Annotated in this window: 16 protein-coding genes; 13 read left to right on the top strand and 3 right to left on the bottom strand. The window is 25.3% G+C overall.

Annotated features, from left to right (window positions below; genetic code table 11):
* Positions 1-41: 41 nt before the first annotated feature.
* The 10 genes from BQ2505_RS06270 to BQ2505_RS06225 all read left to right on the top strand — a co-directional run bounded on the left by BQ2505_RS06270 (position 42) and on the right by BQ2505_RS06225 (position 12,044).
* Positions 42-1,727: a sensor histidine kinase gene (locus BQ2505_RS06270; RefSeq protein WP_074016915.1), complete on the top strand. Its 1,686-nt coding sequence runs from the start codon at positions 42-44 to the stop codon at positions 1,725-1,727.
* Positions 1,720-2,442, top strand: coding sequence for a LytR/AlgR family response regulator transcription factor (locus tag BQ2505_RS06265; protein ID WP_074016914.1), 723 nt, complete (start codon positions 1,720-1,722; stop codon positions 2,440-2,442). The genes BQ2505_RS06270 and BQ2505_RS06265 overlap by 8 nt, the downstream gene beginning before the upstream one ends.
* Before the next feature lie 66 nt (positions 2,443-2,508).
* Positions 2,509-4,707, top strand: coding sequence for an ATP-dependent helicase (locus tag BQ2505_RS06260; RefSeq protein ID WP_074016913.1), 2,199 nt, complete (start codon positions 2,509-2,511; stop codon positions 4,705-4,707).
* A gap of 14 nt (positions 4,708-4,721) precedes the next feature.
* Positions 4,722-5,549: a UDP-3-O-acyl-N-acetylglucosamine deacetylase gene (gene lpxC, locus BQ2505_RS06255; protein WP_074016912.1), complete on the top strand. Its 828-nt coding sequence runs from the start codon at positions 4,722-4,724 to the stop codon at positions 5,547-5,549.
* A 95-nt stretch (positions 5,550-5,644) separates the two neighbouring features.
* On the top strand, positions 5,645-6,070 hold the full coding sequence (fabZ, locus tag BQ2505_RS06250) for a 3-hydroxyacyl-ACP dehydratase FabZ (protein WP_074016911.1): 426 nt from the start codon (positions 5,645-5,647) through the stop codon (positions 6,068-6,070).
* A 12-nt stretch (positions 6,071-6,082) separates the two neighbouring features.
* The gene (lpxA, locus tag BQ2505_RS06245) at positions 6,083-6,856 is read left to right on the top strand and encodes an acyl-ACP--UDP-N-acetylglucosamine O-acyltransferase (protein WP_074016910.1); all 774 of its coding nucleotides are present in this window, start codon (positions 6,083-6,085) and stop codon (positions 6,854-6,856) included.
* A complete protein-coding gene (locus BQ2505_RS06240; RefSeq protein WP_074016909.1) occupies positions 6,856-7,659 on the top strand; it encodes an LpxI family protein in 804 nt (267 codons plus the stop codon). Before lpxA ends, BQ2505_RS06240 begins: the two co-directional genes overlap by 1 nt.
* An 8-nt stretch (positions 7,660-7,667) precedes the next feature.
* On the top strand, positions 7,668-8,738 hold the full coding sequence (lpxB, locus tag BQ2505_RS06235; RefSeq protein WP_074016908.1) for a lipid-A-disaccharide synthase: 1,071 nt from the start codon (positions 7,668-7,670) through the stop codon (positions 8,736-8,738).
* The gene (locus BQ2505_RS06230; protein ID WP_074016907.1) at positions 8,735-10,480 is read left to right on the top strand and encodes an ABC transporter ATP-binding protein; all 1,746 of its coding nucleotides are present in this window, start codon (positions 8,735-8,737) and stop codon (positions 10,478-10,480) included. Before lpxB ends, BQ2505_RS06230 begins: the two co-directional genes overlap by 4 nt.
* A 202-nt stretch (positions 10,481-10,682) precedes the next feature.
* Positions 10,683-12,044 (top strand): MATE family efflux transporter, encoded by a 1,362-nt coding sequence (locus BQ2505_RS06225; protein ID WP_074016906.1) that lies wholly within the window; start codon positions 10,683-10,685, stop codon positions 12,042-12,044.
* 156 nt (positions 12,045-12,200) lie between these two features.
* Here the strand turns inward: BQ2505_RS06225 and BQ2505_RS06220 are convergent, their stop codons facing one another.
* From BQ2505_RS06220 to BQ2505_RS06210, 3 genes are all read right to left on the bottom strand, one after another.
* Complete coding sequence (locus BQ2505_RS06220) at positions 12,201-12,896, bottom strand: YwaF family protein (RefSeq protein WP_074016905.1); 696 nt, start codon at positions 12,894-12,896, stop codon at positions 12,201-12,203.
* Positions 12,897-12,904: 8 nt separating this feature from the next.
* Positions 12,905-13,558, bottom strand: coding sequence for a ribonuclease H1 domain-containing protein (locus BQ2505_RS06215; protein ID WP_074016904.1), 654 nt, complete (start codon positions 13,556-13,558; stop codon positions 12,905-12,907).
* 88 nt (positions 13,559-13,646) lie between these two features.
* Positions 13,647-14,624 (bottom strand): aldose epimerase family protein, encoded by a 978-nt coding sequence (locus BQ2505_RS06210; RefSeq protein ID WP_074016903.1) that lies wholly within the window; start codon positions 14,622-14,624, stop codon positions 13,647-13,649.
* 111 nt (positions 14,625-14,735) lie between these two features.
* Here BQ2505_RS06210 and aroB point away from each other — a divergent pair, with 111 nt between their 5' ends.
* From aroB to BQ2505_RS06195, 3 genes are read left to right on the top strand one after another with little or no spacing between them, the layout of a single operon-like run.
* The gene (aroB, locus tag BQ2505_RS06205; protein WP_074016902.1) at positions 14,736-16,748 is read left to right on the top strand and encodes a 3-dehydroquinate synthase; all 2,013 of its coding nucleotides are present in this window, start codon (positions 14,736-14,738) and stop codon (positions 16,746-16,748) included.
* A complete protein-coding gene (locus BQ2505_RS06200; protein ID WP_074016901.1) occupies positions 16,729-17,589 on the top strand; it encodes a rhodanese-like domain-containing protein in 861 nt (286 codons plus the stop codon). The genes aroB and BQ2505_RS06200 overlap by 20 nt, the downstream gene beginning before the upstream one ends.
* Before the next feature lie 9 nt (positions 17,590-17,598).
* The gene (locus tag BQ2505_RS06195) at positions 17,599-18,384 is read left to right on the top strand and encodes a Cof-type HAD-IIB family hydrolase (protein ID WP_074016900.1); all 786 of its coding nucleotides are present in this window, start codon (positions 17,599-17,601) and stop codon (positions 18,382-18,384) included.
* Position 18,385: the final 1 nt, after the last annotated feature.

The raw sequence follows: 18,385 nt of genomic DNA, 5'->3' as shown, positions 1-18,385 counted from the left end.
TATACTAAAAATAAAAGTTTTAATAAAAGGGAGTAAATAGAATGAATTTACAATTTATTATACATCTGATAAGTAATATTGGTTTTTCTTCGATGATAGCCTTTTTCTTTATAAAAATTGATAGAAGCAATTTAGTAATAAAAAATAAAGGAAAAACTAGTAAAGATATAGTAATTTTATCTTTCTTTTTTTCATTATTAGCAATAAGTGGAACCTATATTGGTTTAAATTTTCAAGGGGCTATACTGAATACAAGAAATGTAGGAGTTGTAGCTGGAGGAATTTTAGGTGGACCTTATGTTGCAGTTATAACAGGAGTCGTTGCAGGCTTTCATAGAATGTTTGTAAATGTAGGACGAGAAACAGCTCTTCCTTGTGCAATAGCCACAATTTTAGGAGGATTTATAATAGCATACTTTGAAAAATTCACAAAAAATAAGAGTAAGAGTGCTGTAGCTTTTTTAATGGGATTTATTGTAGAAAATTTGAGTATGATGTTTATATTAATTTTTTTAAAAAATAAAGATTTAGCACAAAATATTGTTAAAAATTTTTATATCCCTATGGTTATGATGAATGCAATTGGAGCTAGTATATTGATTTTAATAGTTGAAGATATAATAGAAAAAAGTGAATTGATTGCAGGAAATCAGGCAAAGTTAGCTTTAAGTATAGCAAATAAAACATTACCTTATTTTAGAGAATTTAAAGATTTTACTGCACTTAATGAAGTTTGTAGAATTATTTCAGAGGATTTAGGAGCTAAGGCTACTGTTATTACAGATAAAAATGAAATAATAGCAGGGTTTTCATTTGATAAAATAAATATAGAAAAGACTGAAATTAAAAGTGAAGATACAAAAAGAGCTATAGAAGATGGAGAGGTAAAAGTTGTTATTAAAGATGAAGAAGAAATAATTGAGGAATTTTTATATATTTCACCAAATATAAAATCTTGTATCATACTTCCACTTAATGAGAAAAATGATGTTATAGGAACAATGAAAATATTTTTTGATACGGCTGAAAAAATTACAGAAAAAAATAGATATTTAATGATAGGACTCTCTCATTTGATATCTACTCAAATGGAAATCAGTAAGATTGAAAATTTAAAATCATTGGTAAAATATTCAGAAATAAAAGCTCTGCAATCTCAGATAAATCCGCACTTTTTATTTAATGTTTTAAACACTATGGCTGCTTTAATAAGGATAAATCCTGAGAAAGCAAGAGAAGTTACAATAGATTTATCTAAATATTTAAGGTATAATCTAGATAATAATTTAAAAAGTGTTGAATTAATAAATGAGCTTAATCAAGTGGATACATATATAAAAATTGAAAAAGCAAGGTTTGGAGAAAAAATTAATATAAAGTATGATATAAATGAAAACTTATATAATTTTAAAATTCCAAGTTTAATAATACAACCACTTGTAGAAAATAGTATAAAACATGGAATATTGAAAAAGAGTGAAAAAGGAAATATTTTATTACAAATAAAAAAAATTGGAAAAGATATTGAAGTAATTATTGAAGATGATGGAGTTGGAATAAAACAAGAAATTATAGATAGCCTAGATAGTAAAATTGAAGAAAATATAGGCTTAAAGAATGTGCATCAAAGATTAAAACTTTTATATGGAAAAGGATTGAATATAACGAAATTGAATAAGGGAACAAGAATTAAATTTAAAATACTTGGAGGTGTAAATTATGATTAATTGTATAATTGTAGAAGATGAATTACCTGCAAGAGAAGAATTAAAATATTTTTTGAATGAAGAAAAGGAAATTAAGTTAATAGAGGAGTTTGAAAGTCCTTTAGATACATTAAACTTTTTAGAAAAGAATAAAATAGATGTAGTTTTTTTAGATATAAATATGCCAGATATGAATGGGATTAATCTAGGGAAAATTATTTCTAAAATCTATCCGGAAGTAAAGATAATTTTTATAACAGCTTACAAAGATTATGCAGTTGATGCATTTGAAGTAAAAGCCTTTGATTACTTATTAAAACCATATTCAGAGGAAAGAATAAGAAATTTATTAAAGTCTTTAGTGAGTACTAAAAGTGTAGATAATATTTTAAATAGAAATACATCTTTAAAAAAAATCACTATAAATATGGATGAAAAAATTTATGTTTTATCTTTGAGTGATGTTGACTATATTGAAGCAAATGAAAAAGAAACTTTAATTTTTGCTAATAAAAAAAGATATGTAAGCAAGATTAAAATTTCAAAATGGGAAGAGATGTTAGAGGGATATAATTTTTATAGATGTCATAGATCTTATATTATCAATCTTGATAAAATAGTTGAAATAGAGCAATGGTTTAATTCATCTTGGATAATAAAATTAAAAAATTATTCTACAACTATTCCTGTAAGTCGAAATAATATAAAAGAATTAAAAGAATTATTTTTAACATGATAAAAATCAATTGTTTTGTTATACATTAAAAGTATGTTATAATTAAAGCAATATAGGAGGTTTAAAATGGATTTAAACTTGTTAAAAAAGTTAAACGATAAACAAAGAGAAGCAGCTTCACAAATAGATGGAGCAATTTTAATATTAGCTGGAGCAGGTTCTGGGAAAACAAGGACGATAACATATAGAATAGCTCATATGATAGAAAATATAGGAATAAGCCCTTATAATATTTTAGCTGTAACATTTACAAATAAAGCAGCAAAAGAAATGAGGGAAAGAGTTGTAGATTTAGTTGGAGATATTGCAAACAACTGTACAATTTCAACTTTCCACTCTTTTGGAGTTAGACTTTTAAGAATATATGCAGATAAAATAGGATATACTTCATCATTTACAATCTATGATACAGATGACCAAAAAAGAGTTCTAAAAGAAATTTTAAAAGGTTTTAAAGTTAATAGTAAAAATGGAGATAAATCAGTAGAAAGAGAAATTATAGCATGGATTTCTAAAGTAAAAGAAGAAATTAGTGATATAAGGGAAGCTACTTATATCATTAGTAATTTTGATGAAATATACGATAAGTATAATAGATATTTGTTGGCAAACAATGCAATGGATTTTTCTGATATTTTATTGAATACATATAAGCTGTTAAAAAATGAAGAAATTTTAGAAAAAATTCAAAATAAATATAAGTATATAATGATAGATGAATATCAAGATACTAATAATTTGCAATATAAATTAATAGACTTGATAGCAAGAAAATTTTCAAATCTTTGTGTAGTAGGAGATGAAAACCAAAGTATATATGGATTTAGAGGAGCAAATATTCTAAATATACTTAATTTTGAAGAAAATTATAAAGATGCAAAGATAATAAAATTAGAAGAAAATTATAGGTCAACATCTACAATACTGGAAGCAGCTAATGAAGTTATAAAAAATAATACTTCAAAAAAAGATAAGAAATTATGGACACAAAATGGAAAAGGTGAAGCAATAGAAGTATTAGAATGTGATACTGCTAGAGATGAAGTAAGTAAGGTAATAGATATAATAAGAGAAAAGTATCAGAACGGAGTTTCTTATAAAGATATGACTATATTATATAGAACTAATTTTCAATCTCGTGTATTTGAAGAAGGATTATTAAGATATAACATACCTTATAAAGTTTTTGGAGGAGTAAGTTTTTATTCAAGAGCAGAAATTAAAGATGTTTTAGCTTACTTATCTGTATTAGTAAATCCTAAAGATGAATTAAATCTTTTAAGAATAATTAATATTCCTAAAAGGAAATTAGGAGAAAGGGGTATAGAAAAACTCCAAGACTATGCAAGAGATAATGGTTTAAGTCTGTTCGAAAGTCTGAAATTTGTAGAAGAAATAACAGGTCTGACAACTATTAGTAAAGAAAAATTATTACAATTATACAGTATGATAAATGATTTAAAAGAATTTTTACAAACAGAAACAACTTCATATATTGTTGATACATTACTAAATAAGATAGGATATTATGATTATTTAGAAGAAGAGTACGACAACCATGAAACAAGAAAGGAAAATATTGAAGAATTTAAAAACTCCATTCTTGAACTAGAAAAAGTAGTAGATTATCTAGCTTTAAATGAATTTTTAGAAAATGTATCATTAGTTAGTGCAACAGATAATTTAGATGAAAATAGTGATTTTATAAAACTGATGACTATCCATAACTCAAAAGGATTGGAATTTCCTATAGTCTTTTTAGTAGGTTTTGAAAGAGGTATATTTCCAAGTGAAAGGTCTATGGTAGAGCCGAAAGAACTTGAAGAAGAAAGAAGACTTTGTTATGTTGCATTGACAAGAGCAGAAAAAAAATTATATTTATCTCATGCAACAACTAGGTTTATGTATGGAATAGATAAAATAATGAGTCCTTCTCTATTTTTAGAAGAAATTCCAAAAGATTTATTAAAAATTCAAGAGAAAAAGAAGAATTTATATTTTTCAGATGAAATAGAAAAAAGGGAGGAAACTCATACTTTTAAAAAGAGAATAGAAATTGATACTAAAAATACAATAAAATTGGATACACCAGCTCAAAAAATAATTTCTTCAATGGGTATAAAAGTTGGAGATAAAGTAATGCATAAAAAATTTGGCTTGGGCGTAGTGAAATCAATTAATGATAAAAAGATTTCAGTTGAATTTGTTGATGGTATAAAAGAAATTGCTGTAATTATAGCTAATAAATTTTTAACTAAAGTATAATAGAAAGGTACGATATGAATAGAAAAACTTTAAAGAATACAATAGAATATAATGGAATAGGCTTACATAAAGGTGAGATAATAAAAATGAAACTAATTCCATCAGAAAGTGGAAAAATAGTTTTTAAAATGTTAAATATGCCTGAAGGAAAAAATGAAATTGAATTAGATTATCAAAATACTTTTGATTTAACAAGAGGGACTAATCTAAAGAATGAACATGGTGCTATGGTATTTACAATAGAACATTTCTTATCGGCTTTATATGTTGCTGGAATCACTGATTTAACAATAGAGTTAACAGGAAATGAGTTACCTATTTGTGATGGAAGTGCTATTAAATTTTTAGATTTATTCAATGAAGCTGGTATAGTAGATTTAAATGAAGAAGTAAATGAAATAGTCGTAAAAGAACCTGTTTATTTATCAAAAGGAGATAAACATCTAATAGCTTTACCTTATAATGGGTATAAATTAACTTATGCTATAAGATTTGAACATACATTTTTAAAATCACAATTAGCTGAATTTGAAATAACTGAGGAAAATTATAGAAAAGAAATTGCACCAGCAAGGACTTTTGGATTTGATTATGAAGTTGAATATTTAAAACAAAATAATTTGGCTCTAGGAGGAAGCCTAGATAATGCCATAGTAATAAAAAAAGATGGAGTTTTAAATCCAGACGGATTAAGATTTGAAGATGAATTTGTAAGACATAAAATGCTAGATATTATAGGTGATTTAAAGATATTAAATAGACCTATAAGAGCTCATATAATTGCAATAAAAGCAGGACATTTAATAGATGTTGAATTTGCAAGAATTTTAGATAAAATTTAATTTTAAATTATTTTTTTATTTGATAACACAAGTTAGAAAAAGTATGATATACTAGTTACAATACTAAGTTATAAAAGTTAGGAGGAATATAAAAGATGTTAGATATTTTAGAAATAATGAAAAGGATACCACATAGATACCCATTTTTGTTAGTTGATAGAATTCTAGAAATGAATAAGGAAGAACAATCAATAAAAGGTAAAAAAAATGTTACAATGAATGAAGAATTTTTTAATGGACATTTTCCAGGTCATCCTATAATGCCAGGAGTTTTAATTGTTGAGGGAATGGCTCAATGTTTAGGTGTTTTAGTAATGGAAGGTGTGGAAGGAAAAGTTCCTTATTTCGCAGCAATAGATAACACAAAATTTAAAAACCCTGTGAGACCAGGAGATACATTAATATATGATGTAAAAGTTGATAAAATAAAGAGAAATTTTGTTAAAGCTACTGGAAAAGCATATGTTGATGATGCAGTTGTAGCAGAGGCAAGTTTCACTTTTGTTATTGCAGATCAATAGTTAGGAGGAGAAATGGTAGATATACATAGCACAGCTATCGTAGAAGAGGGTGCCATTTTGGAAGATGGGGTAAAGATTGGCCCTTACTGTATAGTTGGAAAAGATGTTACAATAAAAAAAGGTACAGTCTTACAATCACACGTTGTTGTAGAAGGTATAACAGAAATAGGAGAAAATAATACTATCTATTCCTTTGTTTCTATTGGGAAAGCAAATCAAGATTTAAAATACAAAGGTGAGCCAACAAAAACTATTATTGGAAATAATAACTCTATAAGAGAGTTTGTTACTATTCATAGGGGAACTGATGATAGATGGGAAACTAGAATAGGTAGTGGAAATTTACTTATGGCCTATGTACATATAGCTCATGATGTTATAGTTGGAGATGATTGTATACTTGCAAATAATGTTACATTAGCAGGACATGTTGTTGTAGATAGTCATGCAATTATAGGTGGGCTTACTCCTGTACATCAATTTACAAGAATAGGTTCATATTGCATGATAGGTGGGGCAAGTGCTGTAAACCAAGATATTTGTCCTTTTGTACTGGCAGAAGGAAATAAAGCTGAAGTTAGAGGCTTGAATAGTGTTGGTCTAAGAAGAAGAGGATTTACAGATGAGCAGTTATCAAATTTAAAAAAGGCTTATAGAATTTTATTTAGACAAAGTTTACAGCTAAAAGATGCTTTAGCTGAACTTGAAGTACAATTTAAGGAAGATAAAAATATTATGTATCTAGTAGATTTTATAAAAAATAGTAATAGGGGGATAACTAGATAATGGAAAAAATAGGACTTATTGTGGGAAATGGGAAATTCCCTCTATATTTTATAGAGGAAGCAAAAAATAGTAACATTTCACTTTATCCAATAGGTCTTTTTTCATCTGTTGACGAAGAAATAAAAAAAGAGCCAAATTATATTGAATTTAATGTAGGAAATATAGGTAGTATCGTAAAATATTTGTTACTGAATAATATAAATAAGATAGTAATGTTAGGAAAAATTGAAAAAAAAATAATTTTTGAAAATCTTGAATTGGACGAATATGGTCAAAAAATGATGGAAATAGTTCCAGATAAAAAAGATGAAACTTTATTATTTGCAATAATTGGCTTTTTAAGATTAAATGGAATAAAGGTTTTAGGTCAAAATTATTTAATGAAAAAATTTATTTTTGAAAATAAATGTTATACCGAAATGAAACCAAGTCAAGAAGATGAAAAGACTATTTCTATTGGCATGGAAGCAGCAAGACTTTTAAGTAGACTTGACATTGGTCAAAGTGTTGTTTGTAGAGAAATGTCAGTTATAGCAGTTGAAGGAATAGAGGGAACAGATAAAACTATAAAGAGAGCTGGAGAATATTCGGATAAAAATAATATTTTAGTTAAGATGGCAAGACCTCAGCAAGATACAAGAGTAGATATTCCTGTAATTGGATTATCTACTATTGAAAATGCAATAAAAAATGGATTTAAAGGTATTGTTGCACAAGCTAATAAAATGATATTTTTAAATCAAAAAGAATGTATTGATTTAGCTAATAAAAATAATATATTTATAATAGGGAAAAAAATATAGGAGATAAAATGAAATTTTTTGTTTCAACAGGAGAAGCTTCTGGAGATTTACATTTATCTTATTTGGTAAAGAGCATAAAAACAAGATATGAAAATATTGAGTTTGTTGGAGTAGCTGGAGAGAAATCGAAAAAAGAAGGAGTAGAAATACTACAAAATATAGATGAACTAGCTATAATGGGTTTTGTAGAAGCTTTAAAAAAATATAAATTTCTAAAAGAAAAAGCAAAAAAATATTTAGATTATATAAAAGAAAACAATATAAAAAATGTTATTTTAGTAGACTATGGAGGTTTTAATCTTAAATTTTTAGAACTTTTGAAAAAAGAAATAAAAGATATAAAAGTATTTTATTATATTCCACCAAAAGTTTGGATTTGGGGGGAAAAAAGAGTAGAAAAATTGAGATTAGCAGACTACATTATGGTAATTTTTCCTTGGGAAGTTGATTTTTATAAAAAACATAGTATAGATGCTATTTATTTTGGAAACCCTTTTACAGATTTCTATAAAAAAGTAGAAAGAAAAGGGGACAATATCCTTTTATTACCAGGAAGTAGAAAACAAGAATTAAAGTCTATATTACCTATTTTTGAAAAAATAATTAAAATAAAACAAGAAGAAAAATTTATTTTAAAATTAAATTCTACAAATGATTTAATTTATACTAATGATTTAGAAAAGTATAGTAATCTAGAAATAGTTGTTGATAAAAAATTAAAAGAGGTAGTTAAAAAATCTAAAATATCTATTGCCACATCAGGAACTGTAACACTTGAACTTGCCTTATTAGGTTTACCAACTATAGTAGTTTATAAAACGACTGCTATAAATTATTTTATAGCTAAGTATATTTTAAAAGTTGGCTATATTTCTTTACCTAATTTAACTATGAATATGGAAGTGTTTCCAGAATTAGTCCAAGCTGATTGTGAAGATACTAAAATAATTGAGAATTTAGAAAAGATACTTTCTAGAAAAGAAGAAGTTGAAAATAAAATAGAAAATATGAGAAAAAAGTTAGAAGGCGAAGCTGTTGTTGATAGCTATGCTAATTTTCTTATAAAGGAAGGCTTATGAAATTATTAAAATTTAAGAATAAATCTTTAAATGTTTTCTTAGAGTATAGTTACAGATATAAGTTTTTTATGTTTTTGGTAATTATACTTTCTACTCTAGCTTCAGCTATGAGTGCTTTACCTGCTTGGTTAAGTAAATATTTAATAGATGATGTATTGGTTAAACAAGATAAAAAAATGTTTTTAATAGTGGTTGTAGGAGTTTTTGCTTCTACAATTATAAAGGTTGTATCTGCTTATTATTCTGATATCACTTCTAATTACATAACTGAAACAATAAAAAGAGAAATAAAAGTTGATATTTTTTCTCATTTACAAAAATTATCTATAAATTATTTTAAAAAAAATAAACTTGGAGATATTATGTCTAAATTAACAAATGACACAAGTTCTCTTGGTAGAATAGGGTTTATAGTTTTTGAAATGTTTAAAGAATTTCTGACAGTTTTTGTCTTAACTGCTAGAATGTTTCAAGTAGATTATGTTTTAGCCTTAATATCTTTAGTATTGTTGCCTTTAGTTATTAGAGTAGTTAGAAAATATACTAAAAAAATTAGAAAATCAGGAAGAGAAAGACAGGATACAACAGGAAAAGTGACGGCATTTACACAAGAAGCTATATCGGGAATATTTGTTATAAAAGCATTTAACAATATAAAATTTATTATTGATAAATATAAAAAATTTACAGATGAAGAATTTAAACAATCTTATCATACAACAAAAATAAAAGCAAAAGTATCCCCAATAAATGAAGTAATTACAACATTTATGGTTCTTTTAGTAGTTATGTATGGAGGATATAAAATATTGATAGCTAAAACTATAACATCAGGAGATTTAGTATCATTTATTACAGCTTTGGGGCTTATGCATCAGCCTTTAAAAAGATTGATAAATAAAAATAATGACTTACAAGATGCTTTACCATCAGCTGATAGAGTAATTGAAATATTTGATGAAAAGGTTGAAGAAGAAGTTATTGGACAAAAAGTTGAATTTAATAACAATATAGAAAATATTAAATTTGAAAATGTTTGTTATAAGTATGAAGAAACTCAAGATTATGTATTGAAAAATATAAACTTAGATGTAAAAGCTGGAGAAATAGTTGCTTTTGTTGGTAAAAGTGGTAGTGGAAAAACAACTCTTGTGAATTTACTAGCAAGATTTTTTAATACTACTGAAGGGGCAATTAAAATAAATGGTGTTGATAGTAAAAATATTGAACTTTCTACATATAGAGATAAGTTTGCAATAGTTCCTCAGGAAACATTCTTATTTGGAGGAAGTATAAAAGAAAATATAAGTTTTGGAAAAGATGTTAGTGATGAAGAAATAATAAAAGCTACAAAAATGGCTAATGCATATAATTTTATTATGGAAGATTTACCTAACAAATTTGAAACTCAAGTTGGAGAGAGGGGTTCTCTTTTATCAGGAGGACAAAAACAAAGAATAGCAATAGCTAGAGCCTTGATAAAAAACCCAGAAGTAATGATACTTGATGAAGCAACATCTGCTCTTGATAGTGAATCAGAAAAACTTGTGCAAGAAGCACTAGATGTTCTTATGCAAGGAAGAACAACTTTTGTTATAGCACATAGATTATCTACAATCGTTCGTGCTGATAAAATTGTAGTTATGGAAAATGGAGAGATAAAAGAAATTGGAACTCATTCAGAATTAATTTCAATGAATGGAATTTATAAAAATTTATATGATATACAGTACAATAAATAAAGCCTTTTGACAGCTGTATAAGTTCTAGAAATTCAATGAAGTATAGGTTCTTCGAACTAAATGCAGACGTCAGAGACTAGTTTCTATAAAATAAAAAATAAGAAGAATTATTTTTATAAAGCTCTCTGATAGCCATATCAGTTTTTGTAATTATAAAATTATGGCTAAGGAGAGCTATTTATTATCAGAAAAAGGAGAAAATATGACAGAAGAATACCAGAATCCTTTAGGTTATGAACCTATAAAAAAATTATTAGCTAAATTTGCTATACCTGCTGTAATAGCTAATTTATTTAATGCTCTATACAATATAGTGGACCAAATCTTTATTGGACAAAGATTAGGCTATTTAGGAAATGCTGCAACAAATATAGCTTTTCCAATAATGACAATATGTCTTGCTATAGGTCTAACAATCGGTATTGGAAGTGCTTCTAATTTTAATTTAGAATTAGGGAGAGGAAATCCTGAAAAAGCTAAAGCAACTGCGGGAACTGCATTAACAACATCATTAATAGTTGGAATTTTATTGTGTTTTATCGTTAAAATTTTCTTAGAGCCTTTAATGATTTCTTTTGGAGCAACAGACCAAATATTAGATTATTCAATGCAATACACAGGAATAACATCTTATGGAATACCTTTTTTGTTATGCTGTATTGGAATAAATCCTTTGGTAAGAGCAGATGGAAGTGCAAAATATTCTATGATAGCAATAGTGACAGGAGCTATTTTAAATACAATACTTGACCCTTTATTTATGTTTTATTTTGATATGGGAATAGCTGGAGCCGCATGGGCAACAGTCATTAGCCAAGTAATTTCCGCAATAATGCTATTTTCTTACTTTCCAAAATTTAAGAGTGTTAAATTTGAATTGAGTGATTTTAAACTTAGATTTCATTATTTAAAATTAGTAATATCATTGGGAATAGCTTCATTTATTTACCAATTTTCAAATATGATAGTGTTAATAACAACTAATAATATGCTAAAAATATATGGGGAGAAATCAAACTATGGAAGTGATATTCCTATTGCTGTCTCTGGGATAATAATGAAAATAAATATTATATTTATAGCTATTATATTAGGCTTAGTCCAAGGAGGACAGCCAATATTCGGCTTTAACTATGGGGCAAAAAAATATAATAGAGTTAGAGAAACAATGAAACTCTTATTAAAAGTAGCTATAACATTTTCAACAGTTTTATTTATAATATTTGAATTATTTCCACTTCAAATAATAAAACTATTTGGTGAAGGAAGTGACTTATATTTTCAATTTGCTATTAAGTATATGAGAATATTTTTAATGTTTATTTTCATAAATGGAGTTCAAATTACAACAGCAACATTTTTTCCATCTATAGGAAAGGCATTTAAAGGTGCTTTAATATCTTTAACAAAACAATTAATTATATTATTTCCACTTTTAATATTCTTACCAATAATTTTTGGAGTTGATGGGATTATATATGCAACACCATTAACAGATTTGATTTCTTTTATAGTTGCAATAATATTTTTAAAACATGAATTTGATCTAATGCCTAGAGAATAAAAAAGTCTCTTGACAGTCGTATAAGTTCTACGAGCTCACTGAAATGCTCTTCAGAGTAATACGGACATCGGAGACTAATTTTCATACTAAATTATACTTTCCTATCAAAAAAAATAAATGGCTGTTGCAAATTTATAGTTGCGACAGCCATTTTATTTATCTAGTGTTAATATTAAATCTTCCTTTTTTTTTCGCTCTAAATGGTAAATACATAAAGAAAGAGATTACTATATATATTCCCATAACTGAATATATATAATTAGGCCAAGGACCCATTAAGTCTACTAAACTTTTTGTTGCAGGAGGTCTATTTACATATAAGTAATTAGTTCCTAATTTTTCATTTATAAAGTACATTATAAATGAGATTATTGATAAAATTATAAAAGAGCTTATAAAACCAGATTTACTTGGTCTGAATCTGAAATGTATAAAAGCATAGGCTGTACTAAATAGTATAAAGAAATGAGTTATAAAAAAACTTTGTGAAGCAAAATTACTCATTCCATCTCTAAGTTCTGGCATAAGTATTGCAAAGAAAGCTCCTATAGACCAAAAATAAACAGGTTGATAAATTTCTTCACTATGAAAGAACATCATTATAATAGACAACAAAATTACTATATTACATAAATGAAAAGGTAGTAACTCTGTAACTTTTTCACCATAGTGGTAATGTCTATAAACTAATTCAGCAATCTTTATAAAAAATATTAAGACTGCTAAAAATTTTGCAAGTTTTTCTTTTTTCTCAATAAAAAATCCCAAAAATATTAAGAGAAAACAAGTGAAAAATCCAATTCCTATTGTTAGTAAATGTGGAAAGTTAAATAAAACAAATTTTTCCATAATACCTCCTATTATTTATGAAAACCAAGGTCTGCTGGATTAAAATCTCCAGATATATGCTCTATTATACCATGATTTTTTTCGTATTTTTTTCTTTCTTCAATAGAAAAGTTTATAAATTTAACAGTTTCTTTTGGAAGCTTATCTTCGTGGTAGAATCCTTTGGACCAGTATTTTATAACCAAATTGCTATCTCCAAAAACCTTAGTTATTTTTAATTTTCTGGCACATTGAATTGCTAATATTAAACCCAATAATTCTCCAAAATTATTAGTTTTGTTATTATCAAGTTGTATATTGCCATATTCATTTATAAACCAATTATTATCTTTTAAAAATTTTTTAAAATTTGAAGAAGTAATTTTTTGTAGAAGACTTTCTTTTTTATTATTAGTAACTCTAACTTCCACTCCTTTACCTCTACCAGTACCTGCATCAAAATATACAGCATCTTCTAAAATTATATTTTTAAGATTTTTTTCATTTTTTTCTCTAATTTCATATACTCCACCCTGTTTTATCCATATTTCAGCTTCTAATTTAGTTTTAAAAGATTTATATCTTGCTTTAATAGAGTAAGCAACTTCTTTACAATCTTCCCAATTATCATGAATGCCATTAGTTTTTTCATCAAAATAATAAGCATAATATTTTTTTTTCGTCAATTTTTACCTCCCCTAAAAAATAAACTTGATTATTTTAATATAATATCATACTTTATAAATAATTTCAAAAAAAAATAAAATTTATATATTATTTTTCTATTTTAAATATAAATTTTGTATATTTTTGATAGCTATTATTTTCATCAATAAAAGTTGGATTTATATATAATTTCTTATCTTGGAATAAGTTAGGTGCTTCTTGTGTTTCAAAGCAAATTGCAGAATGTTTTTTAAATCCTATCTCATTTAAATAGTTAGCAGTATAAATAACAACAGCAGGATTATCTGTTTCAACAGAAATTTTTATTCCAGTATTTTCATTTTTGATTATAACAGCATTTTTATTATTTAAAATATAAGGGTGGTCTATACCGTTGTTTGCTAAATCTTTTTGCTCATCATCTCCACTAAAAAAGTCTTTTATCTTTTTTGGAGCTCTAAAGTTAAAGATACTATTATCTAAAGATATTAAATTTGTAGGAATAGAATTTTCATTAATTCCAAGGAAATAGTCTGAATTTATTAATAAAATATCTTCATATATTGTATTTGTATAATCTCCACTTAAATTAAAATAGCTATGATTTGTTAAATTTAGATAAGTTTTTCTATCTGTATCAGCATAATATTTTATTTCTAACTCATTTTCAGATAAAATATATTCAATTTTTATATCAATATTTCCAGGATATCCATTTTCTAAGTTAGGACTTTTTATTGTACAGATAATTTTATTGCTTAATTTTTCAATATTCCAAAATCTATGGCTTATTGAATTTTTTCCACCATGAAGAGTATTAGTAGAATTATTAATTGAAAGATTATATTCTTTTCCATCTATATTCAATATTCCATTTTTAATTCTTCCAGCAGTTCTTCCAATAATTGCTCCTAAATATGCTGGATTTTCAATATATTCTTCTAAATTATCATAGCCTAAAACAATATTTCTAGGTATATTATTTTTATCTTTTAATTCAATTTTTTTTATACAGGCTCCTAAATTTAAAATTTCAATTTTTAAAAAATTATTTTCCAATGTGTAAACTTTTATATTATTTTCCATTTTTAAATCAATCCCCTTTTTTCTTTTTCTTAGTTTTGATTATAGCATTTTATAATATTTTTTTATATGTTTTTTTTGTGTTATAATATAGAAAAAAGAATGGAGACAAAAATGAAAAAAATTTTTGAAGATATATATATAGGGTCAGATATTTTAGCAATATTAAATAAATTTTTTAAAGACTTTGATAAGGTATTAATTTTTTCAAATGATACTGTTGGAAATCTATATTTTGAAAAAGTTAAAAATATACTAAAAGACAAAGATAAAATTTTTTATTTTTCTATAAAAGATGGAGAAGAATATAAAACGATTGAAACAATTTTACCTGTATATGATTTTATGGTTGATAATGAATTTTCAAGAAAATCAGTAGTTGTTAGTCTTGGAGGTGGAGTTGTCTGTGATATGGGAGGCTATATAGCTTCAACATATATGAGAGGAATAGAGTTTATACAAGTTCCTACTTCTTTACTTGCTCAAGTAGATGCAAGTGTTGGAGGAAAAGTAGCTATAAATCATATAAAATGTAAAAATATGATGGGTACATTTAAGCAACCTTATAAAGTAATTATTGATATTGAATTTTTAAAAACTTTGGAGACTAAAGAGTTTAAGTCAGGAATGGGAGAATTATTAAAACATTCTTTTTTGACAAAAAATAAAGATTATCTAAGTTATATAGAAGAAAATATTGAAAATATAAAAAAATATAGGAACGATGTTTTAGAAAAAATTGTTGAAGAATCTATAAAAGTAAAAAAATATTTTGTTGATATAGACCCTTATGAAAAAAAAGAAAGAGCATTTTTGAATTTGGGTCATACCTATGCTCATGCTTTAGAAAGTTTTTTTGACTATAAGGTTTACACACATGGAGAAGCCGTATCTAAAGGTATTATATTTGATTTAGAACTAGCTTTCTTAAGAAATAAAATTTCTAAAAACTTTTTATCTAGAGCAAAGGAAATTTTTGAAAAATTTGATATAGATACAGATTTAGTTTATTTATCAATAGATAAGTTTGTAGACTTAATGAAAAAAGATAAAAAAAATTCTTTTGGTAAAATTTATACAATACTTATTGATGAAGAAAAAAATTTATCTAAAATAGAAATAGCATATGAAGAAATAAAAGAAATTTTAAATAAATATAAAGAAAATTTTTTAAAAGCAAGTATTGATATAGGAACTAATTCTTGTAGACTATTTATTGCTATTACAAAAAATGAAAAAGAAAAAATAGTATTAAAAAAAGAAATAGTGAAAGATTTAGAAATTGTTAAATTAGGAGAAGATGTAAATAAAAATAAATTTTTAAAAGAAGAAGCTATTGATAGAACATTAAAATGTCTTAAAAAATATAGAGAAATTATAGATGATTATTATATTGAGGATAGTAATATTATTTGTTTTGCAACTTCTGCAACAAGAGATTCGTCTAATAGAGAATATTTCATTAAAAGAGCCTTAGAAGAAGCTAATATAAAAATTCAATGCATTAGTGGAGAGCAAGAAGCATATATAAATTTTAAAGGTGTAGTTAGTTCTTTTTCTAAAGAAGAAATAAAAAATAAAAAAATATTAGTTTTTGATATCGGAGGAGGCTCTACAGAATTTACTTTAGGTAGTTTTGAGGGTATTGAAAAAGTTAAAAGTTTAAATATTGGTTCAGTTAGAATTACTGAAAAATTCTTTTTAAGTAATGGAGAATACGATTATTCTCTTTCCAATATAGAAAAAGCTAAAAATTGGATTTTTGATAATTTAGAAAATTTAAATTATATGAAAAATGAAAACTTTTTCTTAATTGGAGTGGCTGGAACTACAACAAGTCAAATAAGTGTTAGGGAGAAAATGAAAATTTATGATAGTAAAAAAATTCATTTAGCAGACTTGACATATCAAGAAATTAATGATAATTTAACTTTATTTATGGATAAAGTAATTAAAAATGAAGATATTATTGGCTTAGATAGCAAAAGAAAAGATGTAATAATTGGAGGTACAATAATATTAAAATCGATTTTAGAATATTTTGAAAAAAATAATTTAATTGTATCAGAAAACGATAATTTAGTTGGAGCAATATTAGGAGGCTTAAATGATAGAAATTATAGATAATATCACAGCATATTTTGATGATGATGTTAATAAGATAATATATAAAGATTTAAAATTAGGTGGAATGCCTGAAGAAGAAATTGAAAAGAATTTTAAAAATAGATATAGAGATTTACCTATGCTTGAAATAAATATTTTTCAATTAAATGAATATAAATTTGGAAGTATAGGTTTTACAGAAAGAGAACTTCAAGGTTTAAAATTTGAATTTTTATCTGAAAAGTTAATATCGAATGATTACAATGGAGAAAATCCTACAAATAAGGTTGTCTATGTAAAAATTCTATTTGATGAAGAAAGCAAAAAAATATTAGGTTGCCAAATAGTAAATGAAAAAAATGTTGAAACTAGGTTAAAAGCAGTTAAAACAATAATTGAAAAAGCAGGGACTATGATAGATTTGATGAAATATCAAGTTAATCCAACAGATAATGAATGGAATCCCGATATTTTAAATATACTTGCTATGATGGCTAGTCAAAAAGAAGAAGAAAGCAATGATGTTTGTGCTTTAGATATTGATGAACTAGTAAAAAATAAAAAATTTTTATTAGATGTTAGAGAAGATTATGAATATGAAGCAGGACATATTAAAGGAGCAGTTAATATGCCACTTAGAGAAATCTTAATGAAAAAAGATAGTCTTCCTAAAGATGAAGATATTTATGTATATTGTAGAAGTAACCATAGAAGTCTTGATGCAACAAATTTTATGAGAACTTTAGGATTTACTAAAGTACATAATGTGTTAGGTGGTTATATAGATATATCATTCAATGAATTTTATAAAGATAAGGGAAATTTAGAAAATAGTATTTTAACAAATTATAATTTTGATTAAGGGGAAAAAATGAAATTAGTGGTATCAGATTTAGATGGTACACTTTTAAATAATGAAAGTGTTGTCAGTGAAGAAACTAAAGAAATAATAAAAAAATTAAGAGCAAAAGGAATAGAATTTGCCATAGCAACAGGTAGAAGCTTTAATTCAGCAAATAAGATTAGAGAAAGTATGGGTATAGATATTTTTTTGATTTGTAATAATGGAGCTAATATTTATGGTAGAAATGGAGAACTTATTAAGAGAAATTTTATGCCCAAAGAACTGTCTGAAAGAATAGTAAAAATGCTGTTAAATAATAATATTGAATTTTTTGCTTTTGATGGTTTAGATTGTTATGTTCCTTATGGTATGGAAATTGAAGAATATCTAAAAAAAGAGCATACTATTTACTATATAGAGAAAGATAAAATAGAGTTTATTCCAGGTTTTGAAAAAATATTAATTATTGAAGAAAATCCAGAAAGATTAATAGAAATAAAAAATCTAGCTCATAAAAATTTTGATACTGAAGTTGAAATTGTTGTTTCAGCTGTAGATTGTATAGATTTTAATATGAAAAATTGTAGTAAAATGGCAGGAGTTGAATTTATATCTAAAGAACTTGGAATAGATAAAAAAGATATAATGGCTTTTGGAGATAGTGGAAATGATTATAAAATGTTAAAGTATGTAGCTTATCCAGTAGCTATGAAAGATAGTTATATGAGTGAAATGGGAATAGAAAATGTTACTGAATATAGCAATGATGAAAGTGGAGTAGCAAGATATTTAAAGAAATTTTTTGAACTATAAA

This window comes from Fusobacterium massiliense, assembly GCF_900095705.1.
Lineage (GTDB): Bacteria > Fusobacteriota > Fusobacteriia > Fusobacteriales > Fusobacteriaceae > Fusobacterium > Fusobacterium massiliense.
The sequence above is the reverse complement of the archived record's forward strand: the minus strand, read 5'-3'. Positions and strand labels throughout refer to the sequence as shown.